Annotated in this window: 22 protein-coding genes; 9 read left to right on the top strand and 13 right to left on the bottom strand. The window is 70.5% G+C overall.

Annotated elements, in window-relative coordinates:
* Nucleotides 1-5 precede the first annotated feature (5 nt).
* Both ACFU8Q_RS21165 and ACFU8Q_RS21160 read right to left on the bottom strand, forming a co-directional pair.
* Nucleotides 6-734: a nitroreductase family protein gene (locus ACFU8Q_RS21165; protein ID WP_384456062.1), complete on the bottom strand. Its 729-nt coding sequence runs from the start codon at nucleotides 732-734 to the stop codon at nucleotides 6-8.
* Nucleotides 735-1,053: 319 nt separating this feature from the next.
* Entirely contained in the window at nucleotides 1,054-3,480 is a 2,427-nt protein-coding gene (locus ACFU8Q_RS21160; RefSeq protein ID WP_384456059.1) for an endonuclease/exonuclease/phosphatase family protein, read from the bottom strand.
* A gap of 250 nt (nucleotides 3,481-3,730) precedes the next feature.
* On the opposite strand from ACFU8Q_RS21160, the gene ACFU8Q_RS21155 reads away from it, so the two are divergent.
* Entirely contained in the window at nucleotides 3,731-4,540 is an 810-nt protein-coding gene (locus ACFU8Q_RS21155; RefSeq protein ID WP_384456070.1) for an ArsR/SmtB family transcription factor, read from the top strand.
* 85 nt (nucleotides 4,541-4,625) lie between these two features.
* On the opposite strand, the gene ACFU8Q_RS21150 is transcribed toward ACFU8Q_RS21155, so the two are convergent.
* Entirely contained in the window at nucleotides 4,626-4,994 is a 369-nt protein-coding gene (locus tag ACFU8Q_RS21150; protein ID WP_384456057.1) for a nuclear transport factor 2 family protein, read from the bottom strand.
* A 216-nt stretch (nucleotides 4,995-5,210) separates the two neighbouring features.
* Complete coding sequence (locus ACFU8Q_RS21145) at nucleotides 5,211-5,663, bottom strand: DUF5709 domain-containing protein (RefSeq protein ID WP_384456054.1); 453 nt, start codon at nucleotides 5,661-5,663, stop codon at nucleotides 5,211-5,213.
* A 257-nt stretch (nucleotides 5,664-5,920) separates the two neighbouring features.
* Between ACFU8Q_RS21145 and ACFU8Q_RS21140 the strand changes: the two genes are divergently transcribed.
* Nucleotides 5,921-6,151 carry a DUF6296 family protein gene (locus ACFU8Q_RS21140; RefSeq protein ID WP_384456067.1) on the top strand — a complete coding sequence of 77 codons (231 nt, stop codon included), beginning with the start codon at nucleotides 5,921-5,923 and terminating at the stop codon, nucleotides 6,149-6,151.
* Nucleotides 6,152-6,254: 103 nt separating this feature from the next.
* On the opposite strand, the gene ACFU8Q_RS21135 is transcribed toward ACFU8Q_RS21140, so the two are convergent.
* Nucleotides 6,255-6,680, bottom strand: a complete 426-nt coding sequence (locus ACFU8Q_RS21135) for a cold-shock protein (protein ID WP_384456051.1) — start codon at nucleotides 6,678-6,680, stop codon at nucleotides 6,255-6,257.
* A gap of 123 nt (nucleotides 6,681-6,803) precedes the next feature.
* On the bottom strand, nucleotides 6,804-7,679 hold the full coding sequence (locus ACFU8Q_RS21130) for a DMT family transporter (protein WP_384456048.1): 876 nt from the start codon (nucleotides 7,677-7,679) through the stop codon (nucleotides 6,804-6,806).
* Between the two features lie 144 nt (nucleotides 7,680-7,823).
* Here ACFU8Q_RS21130 and ACFU8Q_RS21125 point away from each other — a divergent pair, with 144 nt between their 5' ends.
* Complete coding sequence (locus tag ACFU8Q_RS21125; protein ID WP_384456046.1) at nucleotides 7,824-8,999, top strand: winged helix DNA-binding domain-containing protein; 1,176 nt, start codon at nucleotides 7,824-7,826, stop codon at nucleotides 8,997-8,999.
* Between the two features lie 37 nt (nucleotides 9,000-9,036).
* Here ACFU8Q_RS21125 and ACFU8Q_RS21120 read toward each other — a convergent pair whose 3' ends face one another.
* Nucleotides 9,037-9,879, bottom strand: a complete 843-nt coding sequence (locus tag ACFU8Q_RS21120; protein WP_384456043.1) for a response regulator transcription factor — start codon at nucleotides 9,877-9,879, stop codon at nucleotides 9,037-9,039.
* 147 nt (nucleotides 9,880-10,026) lie between these two features.
* Between ACFU8Q_RS21120 and ACFU8Q_RS21115 the strand changes: the two genes are divergently transcribed.
* On the top strand, nucleotides 10,027-11,703 hold the full coding sequence (locus ACFU8Q_RS21115; RefSeq protein WP_384456040.1) for an AMP-binding protein: 1,677 nt from the start codon (nucleotides 10,027-10,029) through the stop codon (nucleotides 11,701-11,703).
* A complete protein-coding gene (locus tag ACFU8Q_RS21110; protein ID WP_384456037.1) occupies nucleotides 11,700-13,388 on the top strand; it encodes an AMP-binding protein in 1,689 nt (562 codons plus the stop codon). Before ACFU8Q_RS21115 ends, ACFU8Q_RS21110 begins: the two co-directional genes overlap by 4 nt.
* Before the next feature lie 22 nt (nucleotides 13,389-13,410).
* Here ACFU8Q_RS21110 and ACFU8Q_RS21105 read toward each other — a convergent pair whose 3' ends face one another.
* The 3 genes from ACFU8Q_RS21105 to ACFU8Q_RS21095 form a co-directional block, all read right to left on the bottom strand.
* Nucleotides 13,411-13,632 (bottom strand): hypothetical protein, encoded by a 222-nt coding sequence (locus tag ACFU8Q_RS21105; protein WP_384456034.1) that lies wholly within the window; start codon nucleotides 13,630-13,632, stop codon nucleotides 13,411-13,413.
* 75 nt (nucleotides 13,633-13,707) lie between these two features.
* A complete protein-coding gene (locus ACFU8Q_RS21100; protein ID WP_384456031.1) occupies nucleotides 13,708-14,262 on the bottom strand; it encodes a GNAT family N-acetyltransferase in 555 nt (184 codons plus the stop codon).
* A gap of 35 nt (nucleotides 14,263-14,297) precedes the next feature.
* Nucleotides 14,298-15,026, bottom strand: a complete 729-nt coding sequence (locus ACFU8Q_RS21095) for a hypothetical protein (RefSeq protein ID WP_384456065.1) — start codon at nucleotides 15,024-15,026, stop codon at nucleotides 14,298-14,300.
* A 342-nt stretch (nucleotides 15,027-15,368) separates the two neighbouring features.
* Here ACFU8Q_RS21095 and gcl point away from each other — a divergent pair, with 342 nt between their 5' ends.
* A complete protein-coding gene (gene gcl, locus ACFU8Q_RS21090) occupies nucleotides 15,369-17,144 on the top strand; it encodes a glyoxylate carboligase (protein ID WP_384456028.1) in 1,776 nt (591 codons plus the stop codon).
* Between the two features lie 438 nt (nucleotides 17,145-17,582).
* On the opposite strand, the gene ACFU8Q_RS21085 is transcribed toward gcl, so the two are convergent.
* From ACFU8Q_RS21085 to ACFU8Q_RS21075, 3 genes are all read right to left on the bottom strand, one after another.
* Nucleotides 17,583-19,040 carry a catalase gene (locus tag ACFU8Q_RS21085; protein ID WP_384456025.1) on the bottom strand — a complete coding sequence of 486 codons (1,458 nt, stop codon included), beginning with the start codon at nucleotides 19,038-19,040 and terminating at the stop codon, nucleotides 17,583-17,585.
* A 221-nt stretch (nucleotides 19,041-19,261) separates the two neighbouring features.
* The gene (locus ACFU8Q_RS21080; protein WP_384456022.1) at nucleotides 19,262-20,161 is read right to left on the bottom strand and encodes a 2-hydroxy-3-oxopropionate reductase; all 900 of its coding nucleotides are present in this window, start codon (nucleotides 20,159-20,161) and stop codon (nucleotides 19,262-19,264) included.
* 47 nt (nucleotides 20,162-20,208) lie between these two features.
* The gene (locus tag ACFU8Q_RS21075; protein ID WP_384456020.1) at nucleotides 20,209-21,048 is read right to left on the bottom strand and encodes a TIM barrel protein; all 840 of its coding nucleotides are present in this window, start codon (nucleotides 21,046-21,048) and stop codon (nucleotides 20,209-20,211) included.
* Between the two features lie 304 nt (nucleotides 21,049-21,352).
* Between ACFU8Q_RS21075 and ACFU8Q_RS21070 the strand changes: the two genes are divergently transcribed.
* The 3 genes from ACFU8Q_RS21070 (at nucleotide 21,353) to ACFU8Q_RS21060 (ending at nucleotide 23,279) form a co-directional block, all read left to right on the top strand.
* Entirely contained in the window at nucleotides 21,353-22,555 is a 1,203-nt protein-coding gene (locus tag ACFU8Q_RS21070) for a lactonase family protein (protein ID WP_384456017.1), read from the top strand.
* Nucleotides 22,556-22,653: 98 nt separating this feature from the next.
* Complete coding sequence (locus ACFU8Q_RS21065; RefSeq protein ID WP_384456014.1) at nucleotides 22,654-22,905, top strand: hypothetical protein; 252 nt, start codon at nucleotides 22,654-22,656, stop codon at nucleotides 22,903-22,905.
* Nucleotides 22,902-23,279 carry a helix-turn-helix domain-containing protein gene (locus ACFU8Q_RS21060; protein ID WP_384456011.1) on the top strand — a complete coding sequence of 126 codons (378 nt, stop codon included), beginning with the start codon at nucleotides 22,902-22,904 and terminating at the stop codon, nucleotides 23,277-23,279. The genes ACFU8Q_RS21065 and ACFU8Q_RS21060 overlap by 4 nt, the downstream gene beginning before the upstream one ends.
* Nucleotides 23,280-23,313: the final 34 nt, after the last annotated feature.

The following is a 23,313-nucleotide window of genomic DNA, read 5'->3' as shown; positions in this document are numbered from 1 at the left end:
CCGTCCTACCAGCGGTCGCGGTGGATGACGTCCGCCACCGGGCGGCGCCGGACCGGACCGAAGTTGCCCTGCGGCCACCCGACCGGAATGGCCGCGAAGGTGCGCATGTCCTCGGGGATGCCGAGGGCCGCCTTCCACTCCTGCTCCAGCATCAGGTGCCAGATGGTGATGTTCGCCGCGAGCCCCAGCGCCCGTGCGGCGAGCAGGATGTTCTGCACGCCCGGGTAGACGCAGGAACCCTCGGCGAGTGCCTGGAAGCGCGTCTGGACGTTCATCATGTGCTCGGTCCCGGCCGGACCGAGCGCCTGCGCGGAGGCCAGCAGCCCCTCCTCGTCCAGCCGCGGCTCCGGGAACCGGTAGCAGGGGATGATCAGCGCGGGCGTATCGGCGAAGTGGTCCCGCTGGTACTCGATCGCGGCGACCATCCGGCCGTACGCCGCGTCGTCCATGCCCTTCGGCGCGTACTTCCCGGTCGTCGCCAGATAGGCGTCGACGCACCGCTTCCACAGCGGCGCGAGGCGCGCCATCACCTCGCGGTCCGTCACCACCACGTACTCGTAACACTGCATGTTGCCGCCGCTGGGGCCCCACACGGCGGCCTGTACGAGCCGCTCCAGCGTCTCGGCGGGCACCGGATCCGGCTTGAGGCGGCGCATGGCGCGCATCGTGGACATCGTCGGGAAGAGCGCCGGTTCGTCGGCCCGGAGCGCGTCTATCGGCAGATCTGTCGTCATGATCGCGGAGTTTAGACCGCCCCCGATTGCCGGTCGGTCCAACGGGTGAAACCCTCACCACGGGAGGTGTGTTGGACGTCCCGCAGGTCCGGCCCGAGGCGTCGGTCCGTCAACTCCGGCCGGACTCAATGGCGCTGGAGGAGCTCCTGCTCCCCATCGTCGGCGCCGGGGCCGGCGGCCCTCCCGCGCCGGCCGGCGGGCGCGCGTCCGGTGCTGCCGAGTGCGTGCGGGGCGGCCCGGGGCAGGGGCCGGAGCCCGGCGTGGGTGAGGTCCGGCCCCACCCACGCCGAACGGCCCGCGGCCTTCGCGGGCCCGGCGGTCAGTGCCCGCCGTTGCCCTGCGCGTTGACGTCCACGCGCACGACCTGCGGGTCATGGTCGCTCGCCTGGTCGGCGAACTCCGCGTTGATGTGCACCACGTCGTAGTCGAAGCGGCGGATGCCGGGACTGGTCAGGATGTGGTCCAGCGTCTGCGAGTTGCCCTCGTACACATAGCTGTACTGCTCGCTCGCGGGCAGGGTGGTGATCAGCGGCTTGAGCACCTCGCCGTTGGTCAGCGCGTCCATCGTCGGTGAGAACGCGAAATCGTTGAGGTCGCCGAGCGTGATGACCCGGGCCGAATCGTCCGCGGCCAGCAGCGACTTGACGAAGGTGTTGACCTCCGTCGCCTGCTTCACCCGCTTGGTCTCCGAGCTGCGCTTCGGCTCCTGGTAGCGGCCGTGCAGGGGCTGGTCGCCGCCCTTGGACGTGAAGTGGTTGCCGATGACGAAGACCGGCTTCCCGTGGAAGCGGAACTCGCCGACGAGCGGCTTGCGGCTGTCGGCCCACGCCGCGTCGGCCGGGGTGATCCGGCCGGGCGACGCCGAGAGCGTCACTCCCTTCTTCGTCTTCACCGCGGTCACGGCGGTGGTCGCGTCGCCGCCCGCGCGGTCCACGAAGTCGACCCTCTCCGGGTTGAAGAGGAAGACGTTACGGATGTTGCCGCCGGGTTCGCCGCCGTCCTTGTTGTTCTCGGGGGCGATGTAGCGCCACGCGTACCGAGGACCGCCCGCGGCCACGATGGCGTCGGTGAACCGCTTCAGCGTCGCCTCGGAGCCGACCGTGCCGTCGTTCACCGCACCGTTGTCGTCCTGGATCTCCTCCAGCGACACGATGTCCGGGGAGGAGAGGTTGACCGCGACGCCCTTGGCGAGGGTGTCGAACTTGGCCTGCTCGTCCAGCGCGTCCAGGTTCTCCACGTTGTACGTGGCGACGGCGAGCTCGTTGCCCTTCTGCTTCCGGGTGACCTCGCGCTGCAAGTGGTTGTCGGTGAGCGTGCCGAGTTCGGTGGCCTGGAGGTTGTAGCCGCCGAACGACGCGTAGTCCACGACACCGGTGGTCGCGCCGGACAGCACGTCGCCGACGTCGGCGACGGGGACCGGCTTGGACGGCTCGAGCGACATCACCTTGATACGGCCGGTGTTCTGGTCGTTGTACGAGGAGTACAGCGTGCCGCCCCGCCCGGTCCGGTTCTCGTCCGGCTTGACGGTCACCCAGACCTCGTCGTACGCGGTCGTCGCACCCGTCACCCGGGTGTCGGAGATCCGGACCCGGGTGCCTTCGAGCGATTCGTAGAGGTCGAGGGCGTACGCGGACGGGTCGAGGGCCAGCGAGTCGATCGAACCGCCGTCCGCCGACGGAGCGTAGGCGTCCGGAATCGAGGCCGCGTCGAGCACGACCGGGGCCGGCAGCGTGTTGCCCGAGGACAGGACCGTCGTCCTCGGGGCGCTGATCTCGGTGATCGACTGGGTGGTCGTCGACGGGTAGTACTCGTCCACCTTGCCGCTGACCAGCACCGAGTCGCCCACGGCGACCTCCGGGGCGGTGGAGCCGGTGAAGACGAACACGCCCTCGCTGGTCCGGGCGTCCGCGTCCGGCGCGGTGTCCTGGATCCAGAAGCCGCGCGAACCGGTGGTCCGTACGCCGGTGACGATGCCGGGGACCCCGGTCACCTGCCGGCCGTTCAGCGGCGACACCCGGGTGGTGCCCTGGATGTCGTGGATCCGGACGGTGCCGGGCTCGGTCGGGCCGCCGGGGTCACCCGGGTCACCCGGGTCGGAGCCGCCGGGGGTCTGACCGGCCGAGTTGACCGGCGTGGGGACGCCCGCGGTGAAGTCGGCGGCGTTGTCGTCGGTGTCGGCGAGGGACGTGCCGCGCGCCACCGAGAAGGTGTTCGACGCCCCCGTCGCGGGGCCACTGCCCTCTCGTACGACCGCGGTGCCGTAGCCGACGAGGTCCACGATCCGCGGGTCGGCCGCGCAGTCGGCGGCCGTCTTGCAGGTCAGCGGGGTCGTGCCGGAGACGAGCGCGACGGTTCCGCCGCCGCCCGCCATCGCGACCGTGCCGGTGGCGTCCGGCGTCGGCAGGGCGACCGTGCCGCCGGTGCCCGCGGCCTCGGCGACGAGATAGCGGCCGCCGGGGGCGACGGACCCGGTCAGCGCGGAGACCTGCCACAGCGAGCCGGCCGACGGGGCGGCCGGCAGGTACTGCACGCTGAAACCGGACAGGTCGTACGCGGCGGTGCCGGCGTTGGCCAGTTCGATGAAGTCGCGGGTGAGCGTCGCACCCGAATTGCCCCCGCCGCCGTACACCTCGGAGATCACGGCGGTCGAGGACGGAGCCGCGAAGGCGGCAGGCAGAGCGGTGGCCGAGAGCGTCACGGCGACGGCGCCGGCCAGCAGAACGGAACGAGGTCTGGATATGTGCACGGTGGGCTGCTCCCGAAGTGTGGTGAGGGCAAAAGCTATGCGCGTAGAACCGGCCGTGACAAGACATCAGAAGTTAATTCCAGAATTCGCTCCGGCGACCCGGAAGCGCCGAGGGTGGTCGGTCCGACTGCCCGACTGCCCGTCGGCCCGGAAGTGCGGGGCGGCGCGCGCCGTGTTCGACATGCAACCAATAGGTTGCCTATGATGGGCGCCTGGGACACGAACGGACGACGGTGACGCGATGGCGACCATGGACGCGATATTCAAGGCGCTCGCCGATCCGAGCCGCCGGGAACTCCTCGACAGGCTCAACGCGCGGGGCGGCCAGACCTTGCGGGAATTGGGCGAGGGCCTGGGCATGAGCCGGCAAGCGGTGAGCAAACACCTCGCGGTACTCGAATCGGTGCTGCTGGTCACCGCGGTGCGCCGGGGCCGGGAGAAGCTGCACTACCTCAACCCGCTGCCCGTCCAGGAGGTCGCCGACCGCTGGATCGGCCGGTACGAACGCCACCGCCTGGGCGCACTGTCCCACCTCAAACAGACCCTGGAAGGAACGGCCATGGACAGGCCCGAGTTCGTCTACGTCATCTATATCCGGACTACCGCCGAGAAGCTCTACCAGGCGCTGACCGACCCCGAGTTCATCAAGATCTACATGGGCGGTCACGGTCCCGATTCGACGTGGGAGGTCGGCGCGCCGGTCCGCTGGAAGATGTCCCCGGACGGCGAGTTCGAGGAGGTCGGTCAGCGGGTTCTGGTGGCGGAGCCGGGCAAGCGGCTCTCGTACACGTGGCACACCCTGCAGCCCATGCACCGCGAGATGTTCGACTTCGCCTCGGACGAGGCGTGGGAGAAGGCCGTTCAGGAACGGTCGAAGGTCACCTTCGACATCGAGCCCGCCGAGGTGCCGGAGATGGGCGTCAAGCTGACGATCACCCACGACGGGTTCGACAGCCCCGGCAGCAAGATGCTGGAGGGTGTCAGTGGCGGCTGGGTCATGATCCTCTCGTCGCTCAAGACCCTTCTGGAGGGCGGGAAGTTCCTCGACGGGCAGGCCTGAGGAGCCGCTTGACGACGGGGCGATCCGGGGGCCGGTTCGGCCACCCGGACCGCCGTGGGGATCGGGCTCGGTTCCGGGTCCGGTGTCAGGCTCCGGGTACCCGGTCGAGGAAGCCGCTGACGGTAGCGATGCGTCCGTCGTCGGCGAGTTCGAGCACGTCCGACCCGGCGACGGGTGCCGAGCCGTCGGTGGTGGAGACCAGTTCCCAGCTGAAGCGCACGATGTCGTGGTGCCCGTCCGGGGTGCCGGTCAGCCGGAACTCGAACCCGGGGAACTGCTCATGGGCCCCGTTGATCGTGGCCGTGAGCTCCTCGTGGCCGCGCACATCGGCCAGCGGGTCTGTGTAGGTGGCGGTCTCGGTGAAGGCGGCCGCCACAGCCTTCTCCAGGTCCTCGGGGGTGGCCGCGTTCCAGGCGACGAAGTAGCGCTGAACGGCGTCCTCGTATGCGGTCATCGTGCTGTCCTCTCCTCGCGTCCCGGTCCCTGGGCCGGGCTCCCGTGTGCTGGTGAGGAACACGATGTCCGACGGCGCGGAAGGCGTCGATTACCTCCGAAGTCATGCGGCGGGGCAGAGGAACGGGCTGCTGAGCATCGGTGCAGGAGGATTTCGGTGGAGCGGGTAACCGGTGCAGTCCGGGAATCGGTGCAGGAGGAAGAAACAGGCGCCTCCTCAGATCTGGCTGTCCCGGACGACATGCATGGCGGCCTCCTCGGCCGATGCCGCCGCTCCGTCGATTCCGACGTCCTCGGCCGTCAGTGTGTCCGGCTCGTTGATGTCCAGCTGCCGGGTGAGACGGCCGGCGCGTGTCGTACCGACCTCCGCGTCCCAGAGCTCGCCGTCACCGTCGGACAGGTCCCCCACGTCGTCCCCCGCGGCTTCGGTGACCTCCGGCAGTTCCCGGGCCAGACGGCTCTCCAGCGGCTCGCCGCTGTGTTGTTCGGCGGCCGTGGTGCCCTGGTCCTCCACCGCCCACGGTCGCTCGGGCGGGGAGTAGCCCTCGTCGAGGAGGTCGATCAGCCCCCGGTTGTCCAGGGTGTCCTCGATGTCGAGCTGCTCGGTGGGATCGGAGGCCTCCGGTTCCTGGGGCTGGTAGACATCGTCTCCCATGTCGCCATCCTTCATGGTCAGTCCCTTCCCGGTCTCGGGGATCCCGGTCGTGCACGGCGCACACGCGACTCGGGGGAAAGGGGGCGTACATGCGGTATGTGTGCGGTATGCGCCCTGATGCAGTCGAACCGCCCGTATGGCTTCAGGATAGGTTGCCCGGGCATGAGCCCGCAGCCGTGGGCCGCCAGACCGGGCGCCGGGGGCCGGTCGGGGGGACGATGGAAGTGGCAGGTGGAATCATGTCCTGCCCCATCCGTATCGGGAGAATCGCCATGGACTACCCGGAGAGCTACGAGCTGGTATTTCAGGCGTCCGCCGTGGAGGACGACACGGTGACTGTGCGGCGTACGTCGCAGTCGGGCGCGGGCGGGTACCCGATCTACGAGGACGAGACCGGAATCGTGCGTGCGGAGATCAGCGACCGCGGAGAGGTGCGCATGCTGGCCACCGGCGGACACCAGGTGCTCGGCACCCCACTGGTGGTGCGTGAATCGAGGGTCTGAACCGCCCGCGGGCCCGTTCCGGGGCCGGTCCGGTGGATCGTGGCCGGGCCGGCCCCGGGTCGTTCATGGCTTCGTCGGGTACGGGGCGGTCGGAGTGCGGCCGTCAGCCCTCGGTCCAGCCGTGGTTCTTGGCGAACTGCAGCAACCCGCTCCGGATCTGCAGGATCTGAGCCCCCGTCAGCGTCGGCGCCGACTCCAGCAGGAGGTCGGTCACCTCCTTGGTGTACTCGGACGCGCTGAGCACATCGCACAGGGTGTCGTCGTCCGCCGATCCGGAACCATGGGCCGCGACGGGCCTCGGAGGCGTCAGTGGCTTCCCGTCGGGACCCTCGGCGAGCCGGACGGACGACGCCTTCAGCCCCCGGTCACCGTCCTCGATCTCGAACTCGACCGCCGTACCTGTGTGTACGTAGGACTCCGGGATCAACATGTCGTTCACATGGAGGAAAACATCCTCACCGCCGTGATCCGGCGCGATGAAACCGTATCCCCGTGCGCCGTCGAACCGCACCACGCGACCAGAAACCACACCAACCCCCAAGAAATGCAAGAAATGATCGGGCCCCTTGCCCGTCGCCACACATGGCTCGACCGGAGAATAGCCCTGTGTGTCCGGGCGGCGCGACCCGATCCGGGGAAACGCCGGACCAGGTCACCTGACCCTGCGCGCGGGCGGCGCGGTTCCGGACGCCAGGGGGGAGCGGGCCAGCTCGACGCAGCCCACGGTGATCAGGGCGAGTGCGATCAGTTCGGGCAGCACCCACCAGCCGGTGCGCAGATGCTCGCCGAACAATGTCACCCCGTACAGGACGCTGATCAGTGCGTCACCGAGGGTGAGCGGTGGCTGGACGGCGACCAGGGTGCCCGCCTGGAGCGCGTTCTGGAGGAGGAACAGCGCGCCCACTCCGGCCGCGGCGGTGGCGTACAGCTGCCAGGACGTCAGGAGCGTCACGGCTCCGCCACCGGCAGCTTCGAGCTGCGCCATGGCGTCCTTCATGAGTGCGGCCGTGAGCGCGTATCCGCATGCGGCGGCGAGACCGAGCAGCGTGCCCCGGGGGTTGCCGCGGGTGCTCAGGGCCGCGCCGATCAGTGTGGCCTCGAAGGCGCCGGTCAGGATCAGCGTCGGCACCCAGGCCGCTCCGTGCACGGACGTGCTGCCGCCGCCCGGGGCCGCGGAGGCCATGCCCAGGGCCAGGCCCACGGTCACGGCCGCCACCGCGGACCAGATCGACCGGGGCAGCCGGACCCGCATCACGAATCCGGCCATGAGCAGCGCTCCCGGCAGTTCGATCACAAAGATCGGCTGGACCACGGCGATCGGCCCGGTGGCCAGCGCCACGGCCTGACAGACGGCTGCGACGATCACCAGGCCGATACCGGCGAGCCACAAGCGCTGGCGCAGCAGATGCCCGATCAGCGACAGACGCATCGCCTCGGTGTCGGGGACGGTGCGCGCGGCCCGGCGCTGGAGCACGGAGGCCGCGCCGTTGCTGAGCGCGGTCAGGATGGCGAACAGGACGCTGATCACCGACCCATGATGCGGGCGGCGGGCCCACGATCCGGGGTGCGGCGGCGTGACGGCATGGCGGGGCGTACGAAGCGGGCGTACGGAGTGGAGCGCGGCAGCCGATGAGGACCGAACGTGTCCGCAAGTCCCCGTAACGTCCCGTCCATGGCCCCGAAGAAGAGCACCACCGTGAAGGCGAACCCCGCCCCGAGGAAGAACCCCGTCGCACCGGTCGTGCTCTCTCCGCGCGCACTGGGTCGCGCCACGCTGGAGCGGCAGTTGCTGCTGCGGCGGACCGCGATGTCCGCGAAGGACGCCGTCGAGCATCTGGTCGGTCTCCAGGCGCAGAACACCAAGCCGCCGTACTACCAGCTCCTCGCCCGCCTCGACGGCTTCGTCCCCGCCGAACTCGCGGAACTGATGGAGGCCCGTGAGGTGGTCCGTATGGTCACCATGCGTTCCACCATCCACCTGCACACCGCCGCCGACGCGCTCACCTTGCGCCCGCTCGTCCAGGCGGCGCGCGACCGGGAGCTACGGACCTTCCGCGAGGGGCTCGTCGGGGTGGAGCTGGACCGGCTCGGGGCGCTCGCCAGGGAGCTCGTCGAGGAGCGGCCCCGTACCCCCAAGGAGATCCGCGAGGCGCTGCTCGTGGAGTGGCCCGACGCCGACCCGCAGTCGCTGGGCGTGGCCGCCCGCTGTCTGCTGCCGCTGGTCCAGGTCACCCCGCGCGGGGTGTGGGGGAGGAGCGGCCAGGTCGCGCTGACCACGGCCGAACACTGGCTCGGCAGCCCTTCGGAGCCGGTTCCCGCACCTGATGCCACCTTGTTGCGCTACCTCGGTGCCTTCGGGCCCGCCTCCGTGCAGGACATGCAGACATGGGCCGGGCTGACCCGGCTGCGGGAGGTCTTCGAACGGCTGCGGCCGCGGCTCATCACCTTCCGGGACGAGAACGGTACCGAGCTCTTCGACCTGCCCGACGCCCCGCGCCCCGACGAGGACACCCCCGCCCCGCCGCGTTTCCTGCCCGAGTTCGACAACGTGCTGCTCGGCCACGCGGACCGTACACGCGTCATCCCGCCGCAGTACCGGGGGCGCAACGGGAACGGCAACCAGGCGTACGGAACGGTGCTGGTCGACGGATTCCTCGCGGCGATCTGGCGGCTCGGTACCGGAGCGGAGAAGACGGCCCTCACCGTGCAGCCGCTCGGCAGGCTGACCCCGGCGGATCGCGACGCCGTCACGGCAGAGGCCGTACGGATGCTCTCCACCATGACGACGGTGGCCGACGACACGAACGCGTACGACATCCGGTTCGCCACGTTCATCGACTTCGGGTGACGAGCTACGTCGAGTTACGCGTCCGGCGGCGCCGGGATCACGGCAGCAGCCCCGCACGCCGTGCCGCCACCACCGCCTCCAGCCGGGTGTGTGCGCCCAGCTTGCGCATCGCCGAACGCAGATACCCCTTCACCGTCTCCGGGCGCAGCCCCAGCCGCTCCGCCGCCACCGCGTTCGTCGTCCCCGCCGCCACACAGGCCAGCACGTCCACCTCGCGCGGCGCCAGGTGCACCCCGCGGGGCTTCGGCGCGCGGGTCCCGGCCGCCGAGGCGAGCAGCCCGCACACCGCGAGCAGATCGTCGCGCAGCGCCGGGTCGACGACCTTCGCGACCAGGGCACGCAGTTCGCGATGGGCCTCGCGGACGTCCTCCCACGCCTCCGGCGCCGCTCTCGGGTCCGTGACCTGTTCCCGGGTCACGGCCAGGAGCTGCTGCACCTCGTCCCGTACGACCAGCGCCTGCTCCACATCACGGGCCGCGGCCATCGCGGCGTCGAACGTACGGTCCCCGAGCGTGACTGGCTCGCGCAGCGCCCCGTACAGCACGCCGCGCACCTTGCGCCGTACGACGACGGGCACCGCGATCACCGAACGCAGGCCCTCCGCCGCGACCGCCAGGTCGTACTCGTGGCTGATGTGGCGCGAGGAGCGGTAGTCGGTCACCGCACACGGCCGGGACAGGGCGATCGACTTGCCGCCGAGCCCGCTGCCCGCCGAGATGACGAGCCCGCGCAGCGCGGTGGTCTGCGCCCCGTTCAGCTCGGCTATCCGGGCATGACGGGAATCCGAGAGCAGCCCCCCGAAGGCCACGGGCAGCCCACTGGTCCGGCGCAGCCGCAGCAGCGCCGCCTGCATTTCCACCGCGTCGACGGATTCCGGCACGCTGCCGCCTCTCTGCCCGGTCCTGCCCGGCTCCGGCAGGCTCCAGGGCCCCCGCTCGCCGCACCACCCCCGTTCGGGGGTGGTGAGACCTGGGTCACTGTTTACATGATGTTAAACGACCGGTCCGGTCCGCAATGAGGAGGGCACATGTCGGCAACCAGCGCGACGGAGACGTTCCGGGCCGCCCGGGACTTTCTGCTGCGACACCGTGAGGACTACCACGCGGCCTACGAGGGCTTCCGCTGGCCCCGGACCGACCATTTCAACTGGGCGCTCGACTGGTTCGACGCCATCGCCGAGAACAACGACCGCACCGCCCTGCACATCGTGGAGGAGGACGGCGGGCGCACCGAGGTGTCCTTCGCCCGGATGTCCGCCCGCTCCAACCAGGCCGCGAACTGGCTGCGCTCGCAGGGGGTACGGGCCGGGGACCGCATCCTCGTCATGCTCGGCAACCAGGTCGAGCTGTGGGAGACGGCGCTCGCCGCGATGAAGCTGCGCGCCGTCGTCATCCCCGCCACCCCGCTCCTCGGCCCGGTCGACCTGCGCGACCGGGTGGAGCGTGGCCGGGTCCGGCACGCCCTGGTGCGGGACACCGACACCGCCAAGTTCGACGAGGTGCCCGGTGACTACACCCGGATCTCGGTCGGCGCGGACGTGCCCGGCTGGCTGTCGTACACCGGTGCCGACGAGCAGCCCGAGACCTTCGAGGCGGACCGCGAGACCGACGCCGACGAACCGCTGATGCTCTACTTCACCTCGGGGACGACCGCCAGCCCCAAGCTCGTCGAGCACACCCATGTCTCCTACCCCGTGGGCCACTTGTCGACGATGTACTGGATCGGCCTCAAGCCCGGGGACGTCCACCTCAACATCTCCTCGCCCGGCTGGGCCAAGCACGCCTGGTCGAACCTCTTCGCGCCCTGGAGCGCCGAGGCGACCGTTTTCATCTTCAACTACACCCGCTTCGACGCGGGCCGGCTGATGGCCGAGATGGACCGCTCGGGCGTCACGAGCTTCTGCGCGCCGCCCACTGTCTGGCGGATGCTGATCCAGGCCGACCTCTCCCAGCTGAAGACCCCACCGCGCGAGGTCGTCGCGGCCGGTGAGCCGCTGAACCCGGAGGTCATCGAGACGGTGCGGCGCACCTGGGGCGTCACCATCCGGGACGGCTTCGGCCAGACGGAGACCGCCGTTCAGGTCGCCAACACGCCTGGGCAGCTGCTGAAGGCCGGTTCGATGGGGCGGCCCAGCCCCGGTTTCAAGGTCGAGCTCCTCGACCCGGTCACCGGCCGGCCCGGCGCGGTCGAGGGGGAGATCTCCCTCGATCTGTCGTACCGCCCGGTGGGCCTGATGACCGGCTACCACGGCGACCCGGACCGGACCGCCGAGGCCATGGCCGGCGGCTACTACCGCACCGGTGACATCGGTTCCCGCGACGAGGACGGCTACATCACCTACGTCGGCCGTGCCGACGACGTCTTCAAGGCATCCGACTACAAGATTTCGCCGTTCGAGCTGGAGAGCGCCCTGCTGGAGCACGAGGCGGTCGCCGAGGCGGCGGTCGTCCCGGCCCCCGACCCGGTACGGCTCGCGGTGCCGAAGGCGTACGTCGTGCTCGCGGAGGGCTGGGAGCCCGGACCGGACACGGCGAAGGTCCTGTTCGAGCACTCCCGGGCGGTCCTCGCCCCGTACAAGCGGGTCCGCCGGCTGGAGTTCGCCGAGCTGCCCAAGACCGTCTCCGGCAAGATCCGCCGCATCGAACTGCGCGAGCGCACGGCTCGGGGCGCCGGCACCGAGTACGACGAGGGGGATCTGCGATGAGCGAGCTCTCCCACGCGCGAGGGGCCGGTGTCGCCGGGGCACGCGAGCCCGGCGTGATCCAAACGAGAGGCCCTCGGGCCCAGGAGCCGTCCTACGCGCACGGCACCGGGACCACGGCGCTGCTCGGCGACACCATCGGAGCCAATCTCGGCCGCGCGGTCGCGGCCTTCGGTGAACGCGAGGCGCTCGTCGACGTCGCGTCGGGGCGACGCTGGACGTACGCCGAGTTCGGCGCGTCGGTCGACGAGCTGGCCCGTGCGCTGATGGCGTCCGGGGTGGCCAAGGGCGACCGGGTCGGCATCTGGGCGGTCAACTGCCCCGAGTGGGTCCTCGTGCAGTACGCCACCGCCCGCATCGGCGCCATCATGGTCAACATCAACCCGGCCTACCGGGCGCACGAGCTGGAGTTCGTACTGAAGCAGGCCGGGATCTCGCTCCTGGTCGCCTCGCTCGCGCACCGCACCAGCGACTACCGCGGCCTGGTCGACCAGGTCCGCGGCGACTGCCCCGCCCTGCGCGCCGTGCACTACATCGGCGACCCCTCCTGGGACGAAATGCTGGCCGCCGCACCATCCGTGACGGAAAGCCAACTAGCGGAGCGCGAAGCCGAGTTGTCCTGCGACGACCCGATCAACATCCAGTACACCTCCGGCACCACCGGCTTCCCCAAGGGCGCCACGCTCTCCCACCACAACATCCTCAACAACGGCTACTTCGTGGGGGAGCTGGTCGCCTACACCGAACAGGACCGGATCTGTCTGCCCGTCCCCTTCTACCACTGCTTCGGCATGGTCATGGGCAACCTCGGCGCCACCTCGCACGGCGCCTGCATCGTGATCCCGGCGCCCTCCTTCGAGCCCGCCGCGGTGCTGGCCGCCGTGCAACAGGAGCGCTGCACCTCGCTCTACGGCGTCCCCACCATGTTCATCGCCGAGCTGAACCTTCCCGACTTCGCCTCGTACGACCTCTCCTCGCTGCGCACCGGCATCATGGCCGGATCGCCCTGCCCGGTCGAGGTGATGAAGCGGGTCGTCGCCGAGATGCACATGGACGAGGTGTCCATCTGCTACGGCATGACGGAGACCTCGCCGGTGTCCACCCAGACCCGCCGCGACGACGACCTGGAACGCCGCACCGGCACGGTCGGCCGCGTCATGCCGCACATCGAGGTCAAGGTCGTCGACCCGGCGACCGGCGTGACCCTGGAGCGCGGCACGCCGGGCGAACTCCGTACCCGGGGCTACAGCGTGATGCTCGGCTACTGGGAGCAGCCGGAGCGTACCGCGGAGGTGATAGACGCGGGCCGCTGGATGCACACCGGGGACCTCGCGGTGATGCGCGAGGACGGCTACGTGCAGATCGTCGGCCGGATCAAGGACGTGATCATCCGCGGCGGCGAGAACGTGTATCCGCGTGAGGTCGAGGAGTTCCTTCACGGCCACCCGAAGATCGCTGACGTGCAGGTGGTGGGCGTACCGGACGAGAAGTACGGCGAGGAGATCCTGGCCTGCGTCATCCCGAGGGACCCGGCGGACCCGCCGACCCTGGACGACGTTTCGGGCTACTGCCGCGACCAGTTGGCGCACTACAAGATCCCGCGGCGGCTGCGGATCCTGGAGACCTTCCCGATGACGGTCAGCGGGAAGGTCCGCAAGATCGAACTGAGGGAGCGCTACGGCCGGTAGGACCGGATCGCCCCGGGCGTGGTCAGGCGGCCTCGATGATGCCGCCGGCCATGCCCCGGGTCGCGGCCGCCCATTCGATCAGCAGCACCTCGTAGGCAGCGGATTCCACGGACGACCAGTCCTGGCCTGCTCGCGCGTCGACCAATGCCCGTATCGCCTCGTTCGCCTCGGCGGCGGACGGGTGCGTCGGTCGGGTCGTGCGCTGCGGGTCGGTGGGCGGGATCTGCCGTGGAGTTAAAACCATGGCCCTACCTTAAGGCCCGCCACTGACAACGGTCCGAACATTTGTGGCCCCTGGCTCGAACGTGACCGATTACACTCACTGTTGCCGGCCGGTTCCACTGAGGTGCGGGTCGTGCTCGCCGCGCGGGACCTCGCGGCGCATGCAGACCCTCGGCCAGCGGTCCAGGCCGTGTTCCGCCTCTTCCGTCCTGATCTTCCGCAGCCCGTCGGTGAGTTCGGATTCCACGAGCGCGCGGAAGCCGAGGCGGGTGTAGTACGGGGCGTTCCACGGGACGTGGGAGAAGGTCGTCAGCGTGAGCGCGTCCAGCCGGGCGTCGGCCGCCCACCCGGCGAGATGGTCGATGAGCGTGCTGCCCAGTCCGCGCCGTGCGACGGACGGATGGACGGAGACCTGCTCGATGTGGGCCGCGCCGTCGACCGGGTCGGCGATCAGATAGCCCACCGGTCGGTCGTCGTCGTCGACGGCCACCCAGGCACGGCCGGCCCGGCGGTAGCCGTCCAGCAGGTCGAGCGGCGGCGGATCGTCGTCCGCGACGGCGGTCATGCCGAGCGTGCGGAACGGTTCGCCGGCGGCGCGCTCGATGTCCTGCAGCAGCGGAAGATCGGAGCGGCGGGCGGTACGGATACGCATGCGGCCAGTATGGCGCGCGTGTAGGCCGGGCGGACTCAGGCGCCGGTGCTGATCAGCTCGTCCGCAGGGGCGTTGACCGGCTGCGGCGTTCCCGTGAGCTCCATCGTGAAGAGCGGGATGCCGAGCCCGTCCGCGCGTGCCTCGGCGTCCTTGGCGTAGCCCGCGAGTGAGAAGAACACGCTCCTGGCGGACGCGGTCAGCGCGTGCAGCCAGAGGCACTCGACGTCGCGCAGCGCGGTCGAGCGGGTGGTGGCGTCGACCTGGGCGATCAGCCCGGTGGCCCGCAGGTCGATCCGCGCGGGGGAGCGCTCCGCAGGCTGCACGACGTCGTGGTAGCCCAGCCACTTCAGGTACAGGGCGGCGCCGGCGACCGCGTCTCGTGCGGTACGGATCGGCCGTGGCCGGAACGCCGACCTGGGCGGCGGCGCGGTGCGCGGCAGCGGGATGTGGGACGGCCGGGCGGACCGGGGGCCGTCGCCGGGGGCGGCGGTGTCGTCGTGCGCCGTCACCGGCCGCACCGGTATGCGCAGCACCGTCCCGCACGGGCAGCACAGCTCCGGCTGCGGCCACTGGTCGAGGCGCCCGCAGTCACGACAGCGCACCGTCACCCAGTCGTCGTTCCAGGTGCGGTGCGTGATCGGTACGACCGGGGCGCCGCGCAGCACGGGCGGGGCGGTCGGCGCACCGCACGGACACGGATAGACCGGCGTGCTGTACGCGTGGTCGCGGCGGCAGGCCGGACAGCGTATCGGCACCGACTCCATCATGGTCTCCCTCCGGCCCCGGGCGCCCGCCCCGGCGACGGGCCGCCTCGGCGCGCCCCGACACGCCGGAGCCGACCGATGCGGGCCGACTCCGCTCCGTCCCTCCATGGTCCATCACGAGCGAGGTCCCGGGCAGTGACTTGGCGTACTTCGCGGACCGGCGTGCGCATCGGTCCGCCGCGTGCGGACTCTCTTGACGGCCGCCCGGCCGCGCTTTAGATTGACTTCCGTATAACAGAATCAAATTTCCGCAATGTGGAAACTAAGACGGAATTGGTGCTCTCAGGTGGCGCGACAGAGCCCGAATCCACCAGGTCCGAGCAGGAGCACTCAATGCCTCGAATGACCGCTGCCCGAGCGGCAGTTGAGATCCTCAAGCGCGAAGGCGTCAGCAACGCGTTCGGTGTGCCGGGCGCGGCGATCAACCCCTTCTACGCGGCCCTCAAGGCCTCCGGCGGGGTTCATCACACGCTCGCCCGCCATGTCGAGGGCGCCTCCCACATGGCGGAGGGGTACACCCGGGCGCGCCCGGGCAACATCGGCGTCTGCATCGGGACGTCGGGTCCGGCCGGCACCGACATGATCACCGGCCTCTACTCCGCGATCGCCGACTCGATCCCGATCCTCTGCATCACCGGCCAGGCGCCGACCGCCGTGCTCCACAAGGAAGACTTCCAGGCGGTCGACATCGCCTCGATCGCGGCGCCCGTCACCAAGGCCGCCACGACCGTCCTCGAGGCCGCCCAGGTCCCCGGCGTCTTCCAGCAGGCCTTCCACCTGATGCGCACCGGCCGCCCCGGCCCGGTCCTCATCGACCTGCCCATCGACGTCCAGCTCACCGAGATCGAGTTCGACCCCGATCTGTACGAGCCGCTGCCGGTGCACAAGCCCGCCGCGACCCGCAAGCAGATCGAGCGCGCCCTGGAGTTGCTGAACGCCTCCGAGCGCCCGCTGCTCGTCGCGGGCGGCGGCGTCATCAACGCCGACGCGTCCGAACTCCTCGTTGAATTCGCCGAGTTGACCGGTGTCCCGGTCGTCCCGACCCTGATGGGCTGGGGCATCATCGCCGACAACCACGAGCTGAACGCGGGCATGGTCGGCCTGCAGACCTCGCATCGCTACGGCAACGCGAACTTCCTGGAGTCCGACTTCGTCCTGGGCATCGGCAACCGCTGGGCCAACCGCCACACCGGCAAGCTGGACGTCTACACCCGGGGCCGCACCTTCGTCCACGTGGACATCGAGCCCACCCAGCTCGGCAAGATCTTCGCCCCCGACCTCGGCATCGCCTCCGATGCCAAGGCGGCGCTGGAGCTGTTCGTCGAGGTGGCGCGCGAGCTGAAGTCCGCCGGGAAGCTCAAGGACCGCTCGGAGTGGGCCGCGTCCACCCAGGAGCGCCGGGCCGCGCTGCAGCGCCGTACGCACTTCGACAACGTGCCGCTGAAGCCGCAGCGGGTGTACGAGGAGATGAACCGGGCCTTCGGCCCCGAGACCCGGTACGTCACCACGATCGGCCTCTCCCAGATCGCCGGTGCGCAGATGCTGCACGTCTACCGGCCGCGCCACTGGATCAACTGCGGCCAGGCGGGCCCGCTCGGCTGGACCATCCCGGCCGCGCTGGGTGTCGCCACGGCCGACCCGGACGGCTCCGTCGTCGCGCTCTCCGGCGACTACGACTTCCAGTTCATGCTGGAGGAACTGGCGGTCGGCGCACAGCACCGCATCCCGTACGTCCATGTCCTGGTGAACAACTCCTACCTGGGGCTGATCCGCCAGGCGCAGCGCAACTTCGACATCGACTTCCAGGTCAACCTGGAGTTCGAGAACCTCAACTCGCCGGAGCTCGGCGTGTACGGCGTCGACCACGTCAAGGTCGTCGAGGGCCTGGGCTGCAAGGCGATCCGGGTCACCGAGCCGGACCAGTTGCTGCCGGCCTTCGAGGAGGCGAAGAAGCTGGCCGCGGAGTTCCGGGTCCCGGTGGTCGTCGAGGCCATTCTGGAGCGCGTGACGAACATCGCGATGAGCGCTACGGACATCGCGTCCGTCAACGAGTTCGAGGACATCGCGACGGACCCGTCCCACGCCCCGACCGCGATCCGCCCGCTGACGGCATCCTGACGGCCTGCCGGTCCGACCGTGGCCCCCGTCCCCGACTCCCCGGGGCGGGGGCCACGGCCATGGGGGCCGGCCCCGTCCGGCGTCCGAGCACGGAACCCTTGCGGCGGGGCGGCCGGCACCGCGGGCGCCGCCCGGCACGCGAAGAAGGGCGCAGAGTACGGGACCGTATCCGTACTCCGCGCCCTGGCACGGGAAAACAAAACACCCGGGAAACAGAACAGGGGTCGCGGCGGCGGCGATCGGGCCGGAAGCCCTCGTCCCCTTCAGGTCAGGAGACGAGCAGACCCACCTGCCCCCACCACCGCACTGGCATCGCACAACCGCCGCGACCTCGTCCTGCCCGCGCCGCATGACATCCCTCATCCGGATTCGCGGCGCGAGCAGGGCTCGGTGGGAGGCTCTGCCCTCGCGGGCGGGCGGCCTCCCTCGCTGTGAGGTTCAGTCCTCGCGCAGGGCGCGGACGGCCTCCTCCACGCGCTTGCCGTAGTCGGCGTCGGCGGCGTGGAAGTGGGCGAGGTTCTTCTCGATCACGTCGTCACGGGTCACCTGGGAGAGGCCCCCGGCGATGTTGGCGACCAGGCGGCCCTTCTCGTCCTCGGACATCAGCCGGTACAGCTCGCCCGCCTGGAAGAAGTCGTCGTCCTTGGTGTGGGCGGGCGCCGCGTGGGTGCCGGTCCAGCCGTGGATCGCGAGCGGGGCGGAGAGCGCCGCGTCGGTCTGGGCGGGGCCCGCGTACGAGTTGGGCTCGTAGTTCTTGTCGTGGCGCGCGCCGTTGCGCGTGGCGTGCAGCCCGTCGCGGCCGTAGTTGTCGACGACCGCGGTGCGCGGCGCGTTCACCGGGAGCTGGGTGTGGTTGACGCCCAGCCGGTAGCGGTGCGCGTCCGCATAGGCGAAGAGCCGGCCCTGGAGCATCTTGTCCGGGGACGGGCCGATGCCGGGCACGAAGTTGTTCGGGGAGAACGCGGCCTGCTCGACCTCGGCGAAGACGTTGTCCGGGTTACGGTCCAGGACCAGCCGGCCCACGCGCTGCAGCGGGTAGTCCGCGTGCGGCCACACCTTGGTCAGGTCGAACGGGTTGAAGCGGTAGTCCGCGGCCTCGGCGGCCGGCATGACCTGCACGTACAGCGTCCAGGACGGGTTCACACCACGCTCGATGGCCTGGAGCAGGTCCGTCTGGTGCGAGTTGCCGTCCTTGCCCGCGAGTTCGGCGGCCTGCTCGCTGGAGAGGGAGCGCACCCCCTGGTTCGTCTTGAAGTGGTACTTGACGAAGAAGGCCTCACCCTCGGCGTTCGTCCACTGGTACGTGTGCGAGCCGTAGCCGTTCATGTGACGGTACGAGGCGGGGATGCCGCGGTCGCCCATCAGCCAGGTGACCTGGTGGGTCGCCTCGGGCGCGTGGGCCCAGAAGTCCCAGACGTTGTCCGGCTCCTGACGGCCCGTGAACGGGTCACGCTTCTGCGAGTGGATGAAGTCGGGGAACTTGATCGGGTCCTTGATGAAGAACACCGGGGTGTTGTTGCCGACCAGGTCGTAATTGCCCTCGTCCGTATAGAACTTGAGGGCGAAGCCGCGGGGGTCGCGTACGGCGTCCGCGCCGCCCAGCGAGTCGGCGACGGTCGAGAAGCGGATGAACGTCTCGGTGCGCTTGCCGATCTCGGAGAGGAAGTCCGCGCGGGTGAACGCCGTGATGTCGTCGGTCACTTCGAAGTAGCCGTATGCGCCGGAGCCGCGGGCGTGGACCACGCGCTCCGGTATGCGCTCCCGGTTGAAGCGGGCCAGCTTCTCCAGCAGGTGCTGGTCCTGGAGGAGAATCGGGCCACCGAGGCCGGCGCTGGCAGAATTCTGGTTGTCGGCGACCGGGGCGCCTGACTCGGTCGTAAGCACACGCTGCGTCATGGTGTCGGGGCGACCTTCCGTACGGGAGCTGCTGAGCTGCTGAACTGTGACGGCTCGGGGCTCCAGGAGCGTAAGTACGCCCCGAACCCGACGTCAACAGTTTGTTGAAATTGGGAGTCTGGTATTCCGGATGGCGCCGACGCCTGGGCGCGACAGGACAGGTGTCAGCGCCGACGCCATCCGGAAGTCTCTGGTTGCCGGGCCCGGCGGGGCCCGGCCGATCAGGCCTGGACGGGCTGACCCGACAGGCGCTCGACCGAGCGCAGCAGTGCCGAGTGGTCCAGTCCGCCGTCGCCCTGGGCGCGCAGCGAGGCGACGAGCTGGGCGACCACGGCGCCGACGGGCAGCGCGGCACCGACATTGCGGGCGGCGTCCGTGACGATGCCCATGTCCTTGTGGTGCAGGTCGATCCGGAAGCCCGGCGCGAAGTCCCGCTTCAGGAAGTTGTCCTTCTTGCGGGTCAGGACCGTCGAGCCCGCCAGTCCGCCATTGAGGACGTCCAGCGCGGCGGCGAGGTCGACGCCGGACTTCTCCAGGAAGACGACCGCCTCGGCGCACGCCTGGATGTTGACCGCGACGATCAGCTGATTCGCGGCCTTCACCGTCTGGCCGGAGCCGTGCGGACCGCACAGCACGATGGTCTTGCCCAGTGCCTGGAGGATCGGCTGCGCGGCGTCGAAGTCGGCCTGCTCACCGCCGACCATGATCGACAGTACGGCCTCGATCGCACCGGCCTCACCACCGGACACCGGGGCGTCCAGCACCCGGACGCCCTTCTCCACGGCGTTCTTCGCGAGGTCCACGGAGGTCTGCGGGGTGATCGACGACATGTCGATCAGCAGCGCGCCGCGCTTCGCGTTCTCCAGGATGCCGTCGGGGCCGTACGCGATGGCCTCGACCTGCGGGGAGGCGGGCACCATCGTGATGACGACATCGGCGTCCCGGACCGCCTCGGCGATCGAGCCCGCGCCCGTGCCGCCGGCCGCGACCAGCCGGTTGATCTTGTCCTGCTCCAGGGTGTGACCGGTGACGTCGTACCCGGCCTTGATCAGGTTCTCGGACATGGGGGAGCCCATGATGCCGAGACCGATCCACGCAACCTTGGGGAGGTTGTTGCTCATGAGGGTGCCTTCCGATAAGCGTGTGTACGAGGGGGAGTTGCCCGTCCTCAGCGGGCGGCCCGCGCGGTGGCCGGGAGCCACTCGAAGGCCTCGGCGCTCGGGCGGTCGCCCGGCTTGTACTCCAGGCCGACCCAGCCGTCGTAACCGGCCTTCGTCAGCTCGTCGAGGAGCTGCTCCAGTGGGAGGGAGCCGGTGCCGGGTGCGCCGCGCCCCGGGTTGTCGGCGATCTGGACGTGGCCGGTCTTCTCGGCGTACGCCGTGATGACCTGGCCGAGGTCCTCGCCGTTCATCGACAGGTGGTACAGGTCCAGCAGGAACTTCGCGTTCCCGAGCCCTGTCGCCGCGTTGACCTTGTCGACGATCTCGATGCCGGCCGGTGCGCTCACCAGGGGGTAGCGCGGCGATTCCGGCTGGTTGAGGGTCTCGATCAGCAGGACCGCCCCGATCCGGTCAGCAGCACGTGCGGCGACGATCAGGTTCTGAAGGGCGAGTTCGTCCTGCGCCGCCGGGTCCACGCCGTCGACGCGGTTGCCGTAGAGCGCGTTGAGCGCCTTGCAGCCGACCGATGCGGCGAAGTCGGCCGCCACATCGATATTGGCGCGGAAGCGGTCCGACTCCGCGCCGGGCACGGAGAGCGCGCCGCGGTCGGGGCCGGGCAGCTGTCCGGCGTAGAAGTTCAGCCCCACCAACTGCGTGCCTGCTTCGTCGAGCGCCTTCTTGAGGGCGTCGAGCTCGGCCTGCGGCGGAGTGGGGGTCTCGATCCAGGGCCACCACAGCTCGACCGCCGTGAAGCCCGCCGCGGCGGCGGCCGCGGGACGCTCCAGGAGCGGGAGTTCCGTGAAGAGGATCGAAAGGTTCACATCGAAGCGCTGGTCCGGGTAGCCCATGAGGGTTCGGCGCTCCTTCCGTATTGCGGAAGTTAGTTTCTACAAAACGGAAGATTGCCCGGAGCTGGGAGAGCTGTCAAGGGGGTGCCCGGAATTCGGGCCGGGTGCCTTCGTACCGGTTGCGCGGAGGGAAGCCGGGAATGCGCCGGTTGCCGAGGGGGTCCGGGCCGGGACAGGGTGGCTGGTGCACCCGAAGCAGCCGTCCCGACCCCGTACCCGAAGTCCGCACGCGACGCCCGCGGCCGCCCGCCGGCACTCGCCCCCTGTACGCCCCCCGCACTCGACCCCACACGAGGTGCCTCGCATGACCCACGCAACCAGCCGGCGCACCGTCCTCGGAGCCCTGTTCGCCGGTGCCGCACTGTCCGTGGCCCCCGCTCCGCCCGGCTGGATCCGGTCCCCGCAGGCCGCGCCGGACTCCGCGCCCACGGTGGGTTCGCGCCCGCGCGCCACCGGGCAGCTGCTGCTCGGCACGTACACCTCGGCCCTGGGCGGTGGCAAGGGCATCGGCACGGCCTCGTACGCCGCCACCGGGGCCATCTCCGCCGGCCCCGTGATCAGCGGCGTCGACAACCCCTCGTACCTGGCCATGCATCCCTCGGGCGCCACCGTCTACGCGGTCGACGAGCAGGAGCGGGGCGCGGTGACGGCCGTCGCGCTCCCACCGGACGGCGCCCCCCGGGTGCTCGGAACCCGCAGCACGGGCGGGGCGGGGCCCACCCACCTCTCCGTCCACCCCACGGGAAGGTGGCTGCTCACCGCGAACTACACCTCCGGCAGCGTCGCGGTGCACCCCATCCGGGACGACGGCTCGCTGGGGGAGCGCACGGACCTGGTCGCGCACACCGCGCCGCCGCCCGGCCCCGGCCAGGACGGGCCGCACGCCCACCAGGTCATCACCACCCCGGACGGCGGACACGTCCTCGCCGTGGACCTCGGCAACGACTCCGTGTACACGTACCGGCTCGACGAGGAACGCGGCACCCTCGCGCAGGTCTCCTACGCGGCCCTGCGGCCCGGTGCCGGACCACGACACATCACATTTCACCCGGGCGGCCGCTTCGCCTACCTGGCCTGCGAGGTCGACAACACCGCCGTCGTCTGCGGCTACGACCCGGCCACCGGCACCCTCTCCCCGGGCGCCCCGCAGTCCACCGGGACCGGTGCCGGTACCAACTACCCCGCGCAGTTCCTGGTCACCGGCGACGGGCGCTTCGCCTACCTCGCCAACCGGGGGCACAACAGCCTGACGCGCTACGCCGTCGAGGGCGAGGGGGCCGTGCTGCGGCTGCTCGACACCGTGCCGGTCGGCGGCGACTTCCCCCGCCAGATCGCCTTCTCGCCGGACGGGAAGCTGCTCTTCGCCGCCAACCAGAAGTCGAGCACGGTGACGGTCTTCCGGGTCGAAGCGAGGAACGGCGGACTCACCCGTACCGGCGCCGCGTTCCCCGCCCCGGTGGCCGTCTGCGTGCTCCCGTACCTGGGAACGGGACCGTCCCGGCATTGAGGGCGAGCCGCCGCCCGACGGCCTCGGCGCCCGTCCGTTAGGGTCGGGCCCCGGGCCGCGAGCGCACAGGGACGCGGCGAACGCACCAGGGAGGCACAGTGCGCTTGAGGGTGGAGTTCACCACCGAACCCTTCGATCTCGACGAGGCGCCCGCCCACGCGGTTGTCGCCCGCGAAGTCATCCAGAACGCCGATCTGGACGCCGTCGACGTCGGCCCCTTCGGCAACACCGCGGAGGGCGGCGCGGACGAGGTGCTCACCGCGGTGGACTCCTTGCTGCGCCGCGCCCTGGCATCGGGTGCCACGCGCGTATCGCTCCAGGTCAACGTGATCGAGGAGGGCGCGAAGTGACCGAACCGGCGGACCACCCCCTCGTCACCGCGGTCAAGCCGCTCGTCGACGCCATGGGCGCCGAGCTGCTCGGACCCGAGCAGGCGCAACCCGATGACGTCGTGCTGGCCTGGGAGGGCGAAGACGTCATAGCGGTCCGGCTGCCCCAGCTCTCGGACTCGCTCGACCACATCCTGGCCGCCATGGAGCGCCGGCACGGCATGCCGCTCGCCGAGCTGGACCGCAGGACCAAGCAGTCGGTCGTACGGACCCTGGAGGCACGCGGTGCCTTCTCCGTACGGCACGGCGTGGAGACGGTGGCGGGCGCGCTGGGGGTCAGCCGCTTCACCGTCTACAACTACCTCAACCGGGAAAATGCCGCCAAAGGTGAGTAGTTGAGCCGCTAGGTGAACGAAGGCCGTGGAAGGC

The sequence above is a fragment of the Streptomyces sp. NPDC057543 genome (assembly GCF_042801895.1).
GTDB lineage: Bacteria > Actinomycetota > Actinomycetes > Streptomycetales > Streptomycetaceae > Streptomyces.
Note: the sequence above shows the minus strand (reverse complement) of the source record. Positions and strands in the feature narration are given on the sequence as shown.

Bases quoted from the DNA above. Each gene is read 5' to 3' on its own strand.
- ACFU8Q_RS21165 (WP_384456062.1), bottom strand. From the start codon at position 734: ATGACGACAGATCTGCCGATAGACGCGCTCCGGGCCGACGAACCGGCG.
- ACFU8Q_RS21125 (WP_384456046.1), top strand. From the start codon at position 7,824: ATGGCCCCGAAGAAGAGCACCACCGTGAAGGCGAACCCCGCCCCGAGG.
- ACFU8Q_RS21115 (WP_384456040.1), top strand. From the start codon at position 10,027: ATGTCGGCAACCAGCGCGACGGAGACGTTCCGGGCCGCCCGGGACTTT.
- ACFU8Q_RS21085 (WP_384456025.1), bottom strand. From the start codon at position 19,040: ATGACGCAGCGTGTGCTTACGACCGAGTCAGGCGCCCCGGTCGCCGAC.
- ACFU8Q_RS21095 (WP_384456065.1), bottom strand. From the start codon at position 15,026: ATGGAGTCGGTGCCGATACGCTGTCCGGCCTGCCGCCGCGACCACGCG.
- ACFU8Q_RS21155 (WP_384456070.1), top strand. From the start codon at position 3,731: ATGGACGCGATATTCAAGGCGCTCGCCGATCCGAGCCGCCGGGAACTC.
- ACFU8Q_RS21080 (WP_384456022.1), bottom strand. From the start codon at position 20,161: ATGAGCAACAACCTCCCCAAGGTTGCGTGGATCGGTCTCGGCATCATG.
- gcl (WP_384456028.1), top strand. From the start codon at position 15,369: ATGACCGCTGCCCGAGCGGCAGTTGAGATCCTCAAGCGCGAAGGCGTC.
- ACFU8Q_RS21140 (WP_384456067.1), top strand. From the start codon at position 5,921: ATGGACTACCCGGAGAGCTACGAGCTGGTATTTCAGGCGTCCGCCGTG.
- ACFU8Q_RS21110 (WP_384456037.1), top strand. From the start codon at position 11,700: ATGAGCGAGCTCTCCCACGCGCGAGGGGCCGGTGTCGCCGGGGCACGC.
- ACFU8Q_RS21150 (WP_384456057.1), bottom strand. From the start codon at position 4,994: ATGACCGCATACGAGGACGCCGTTCAGCGCTACTTCGTCGCCTGGAAC.
- ACFU8Q_RS21070 (WP_384456017.1), top strand. From the start codon at position 21,353: ATGACCCACGCAACCAGCCGGCGCACCGTCCTCGGAGCCCTGTTCGCC.
- ACFU8Q_RS21145 (WP_384456054.1), bottom strand. From the start codon at position 5,663: ATGAAGGATGGCGACATGGGAGACGATGTCTACCAGCCCCAGGAACCG.
- ACFU8Q_RS21100 (WP_384456031.1), bottom strand. From the start codon at position 14,262: ATGCGTATCCGTACCGCCCGCCGCTCCGATCTTCCGCTGCTGCAGGAC.
- ACFU8Q_RS21075 (WP_384456020.1), bottom strand. From the start codon at position 21,048: ATGGGCTACCCGGACCAGCGCTTCGATGTGAACCTTTCGATCCTCTTC.
- ACFU8Q_RS21105 (WP_384456034.1), bottom strand. From the start codon at position 13,632: ATGGTTTTAACTCCACGGCAGATCCCGCCCACCGACCCGCAGCGCACG.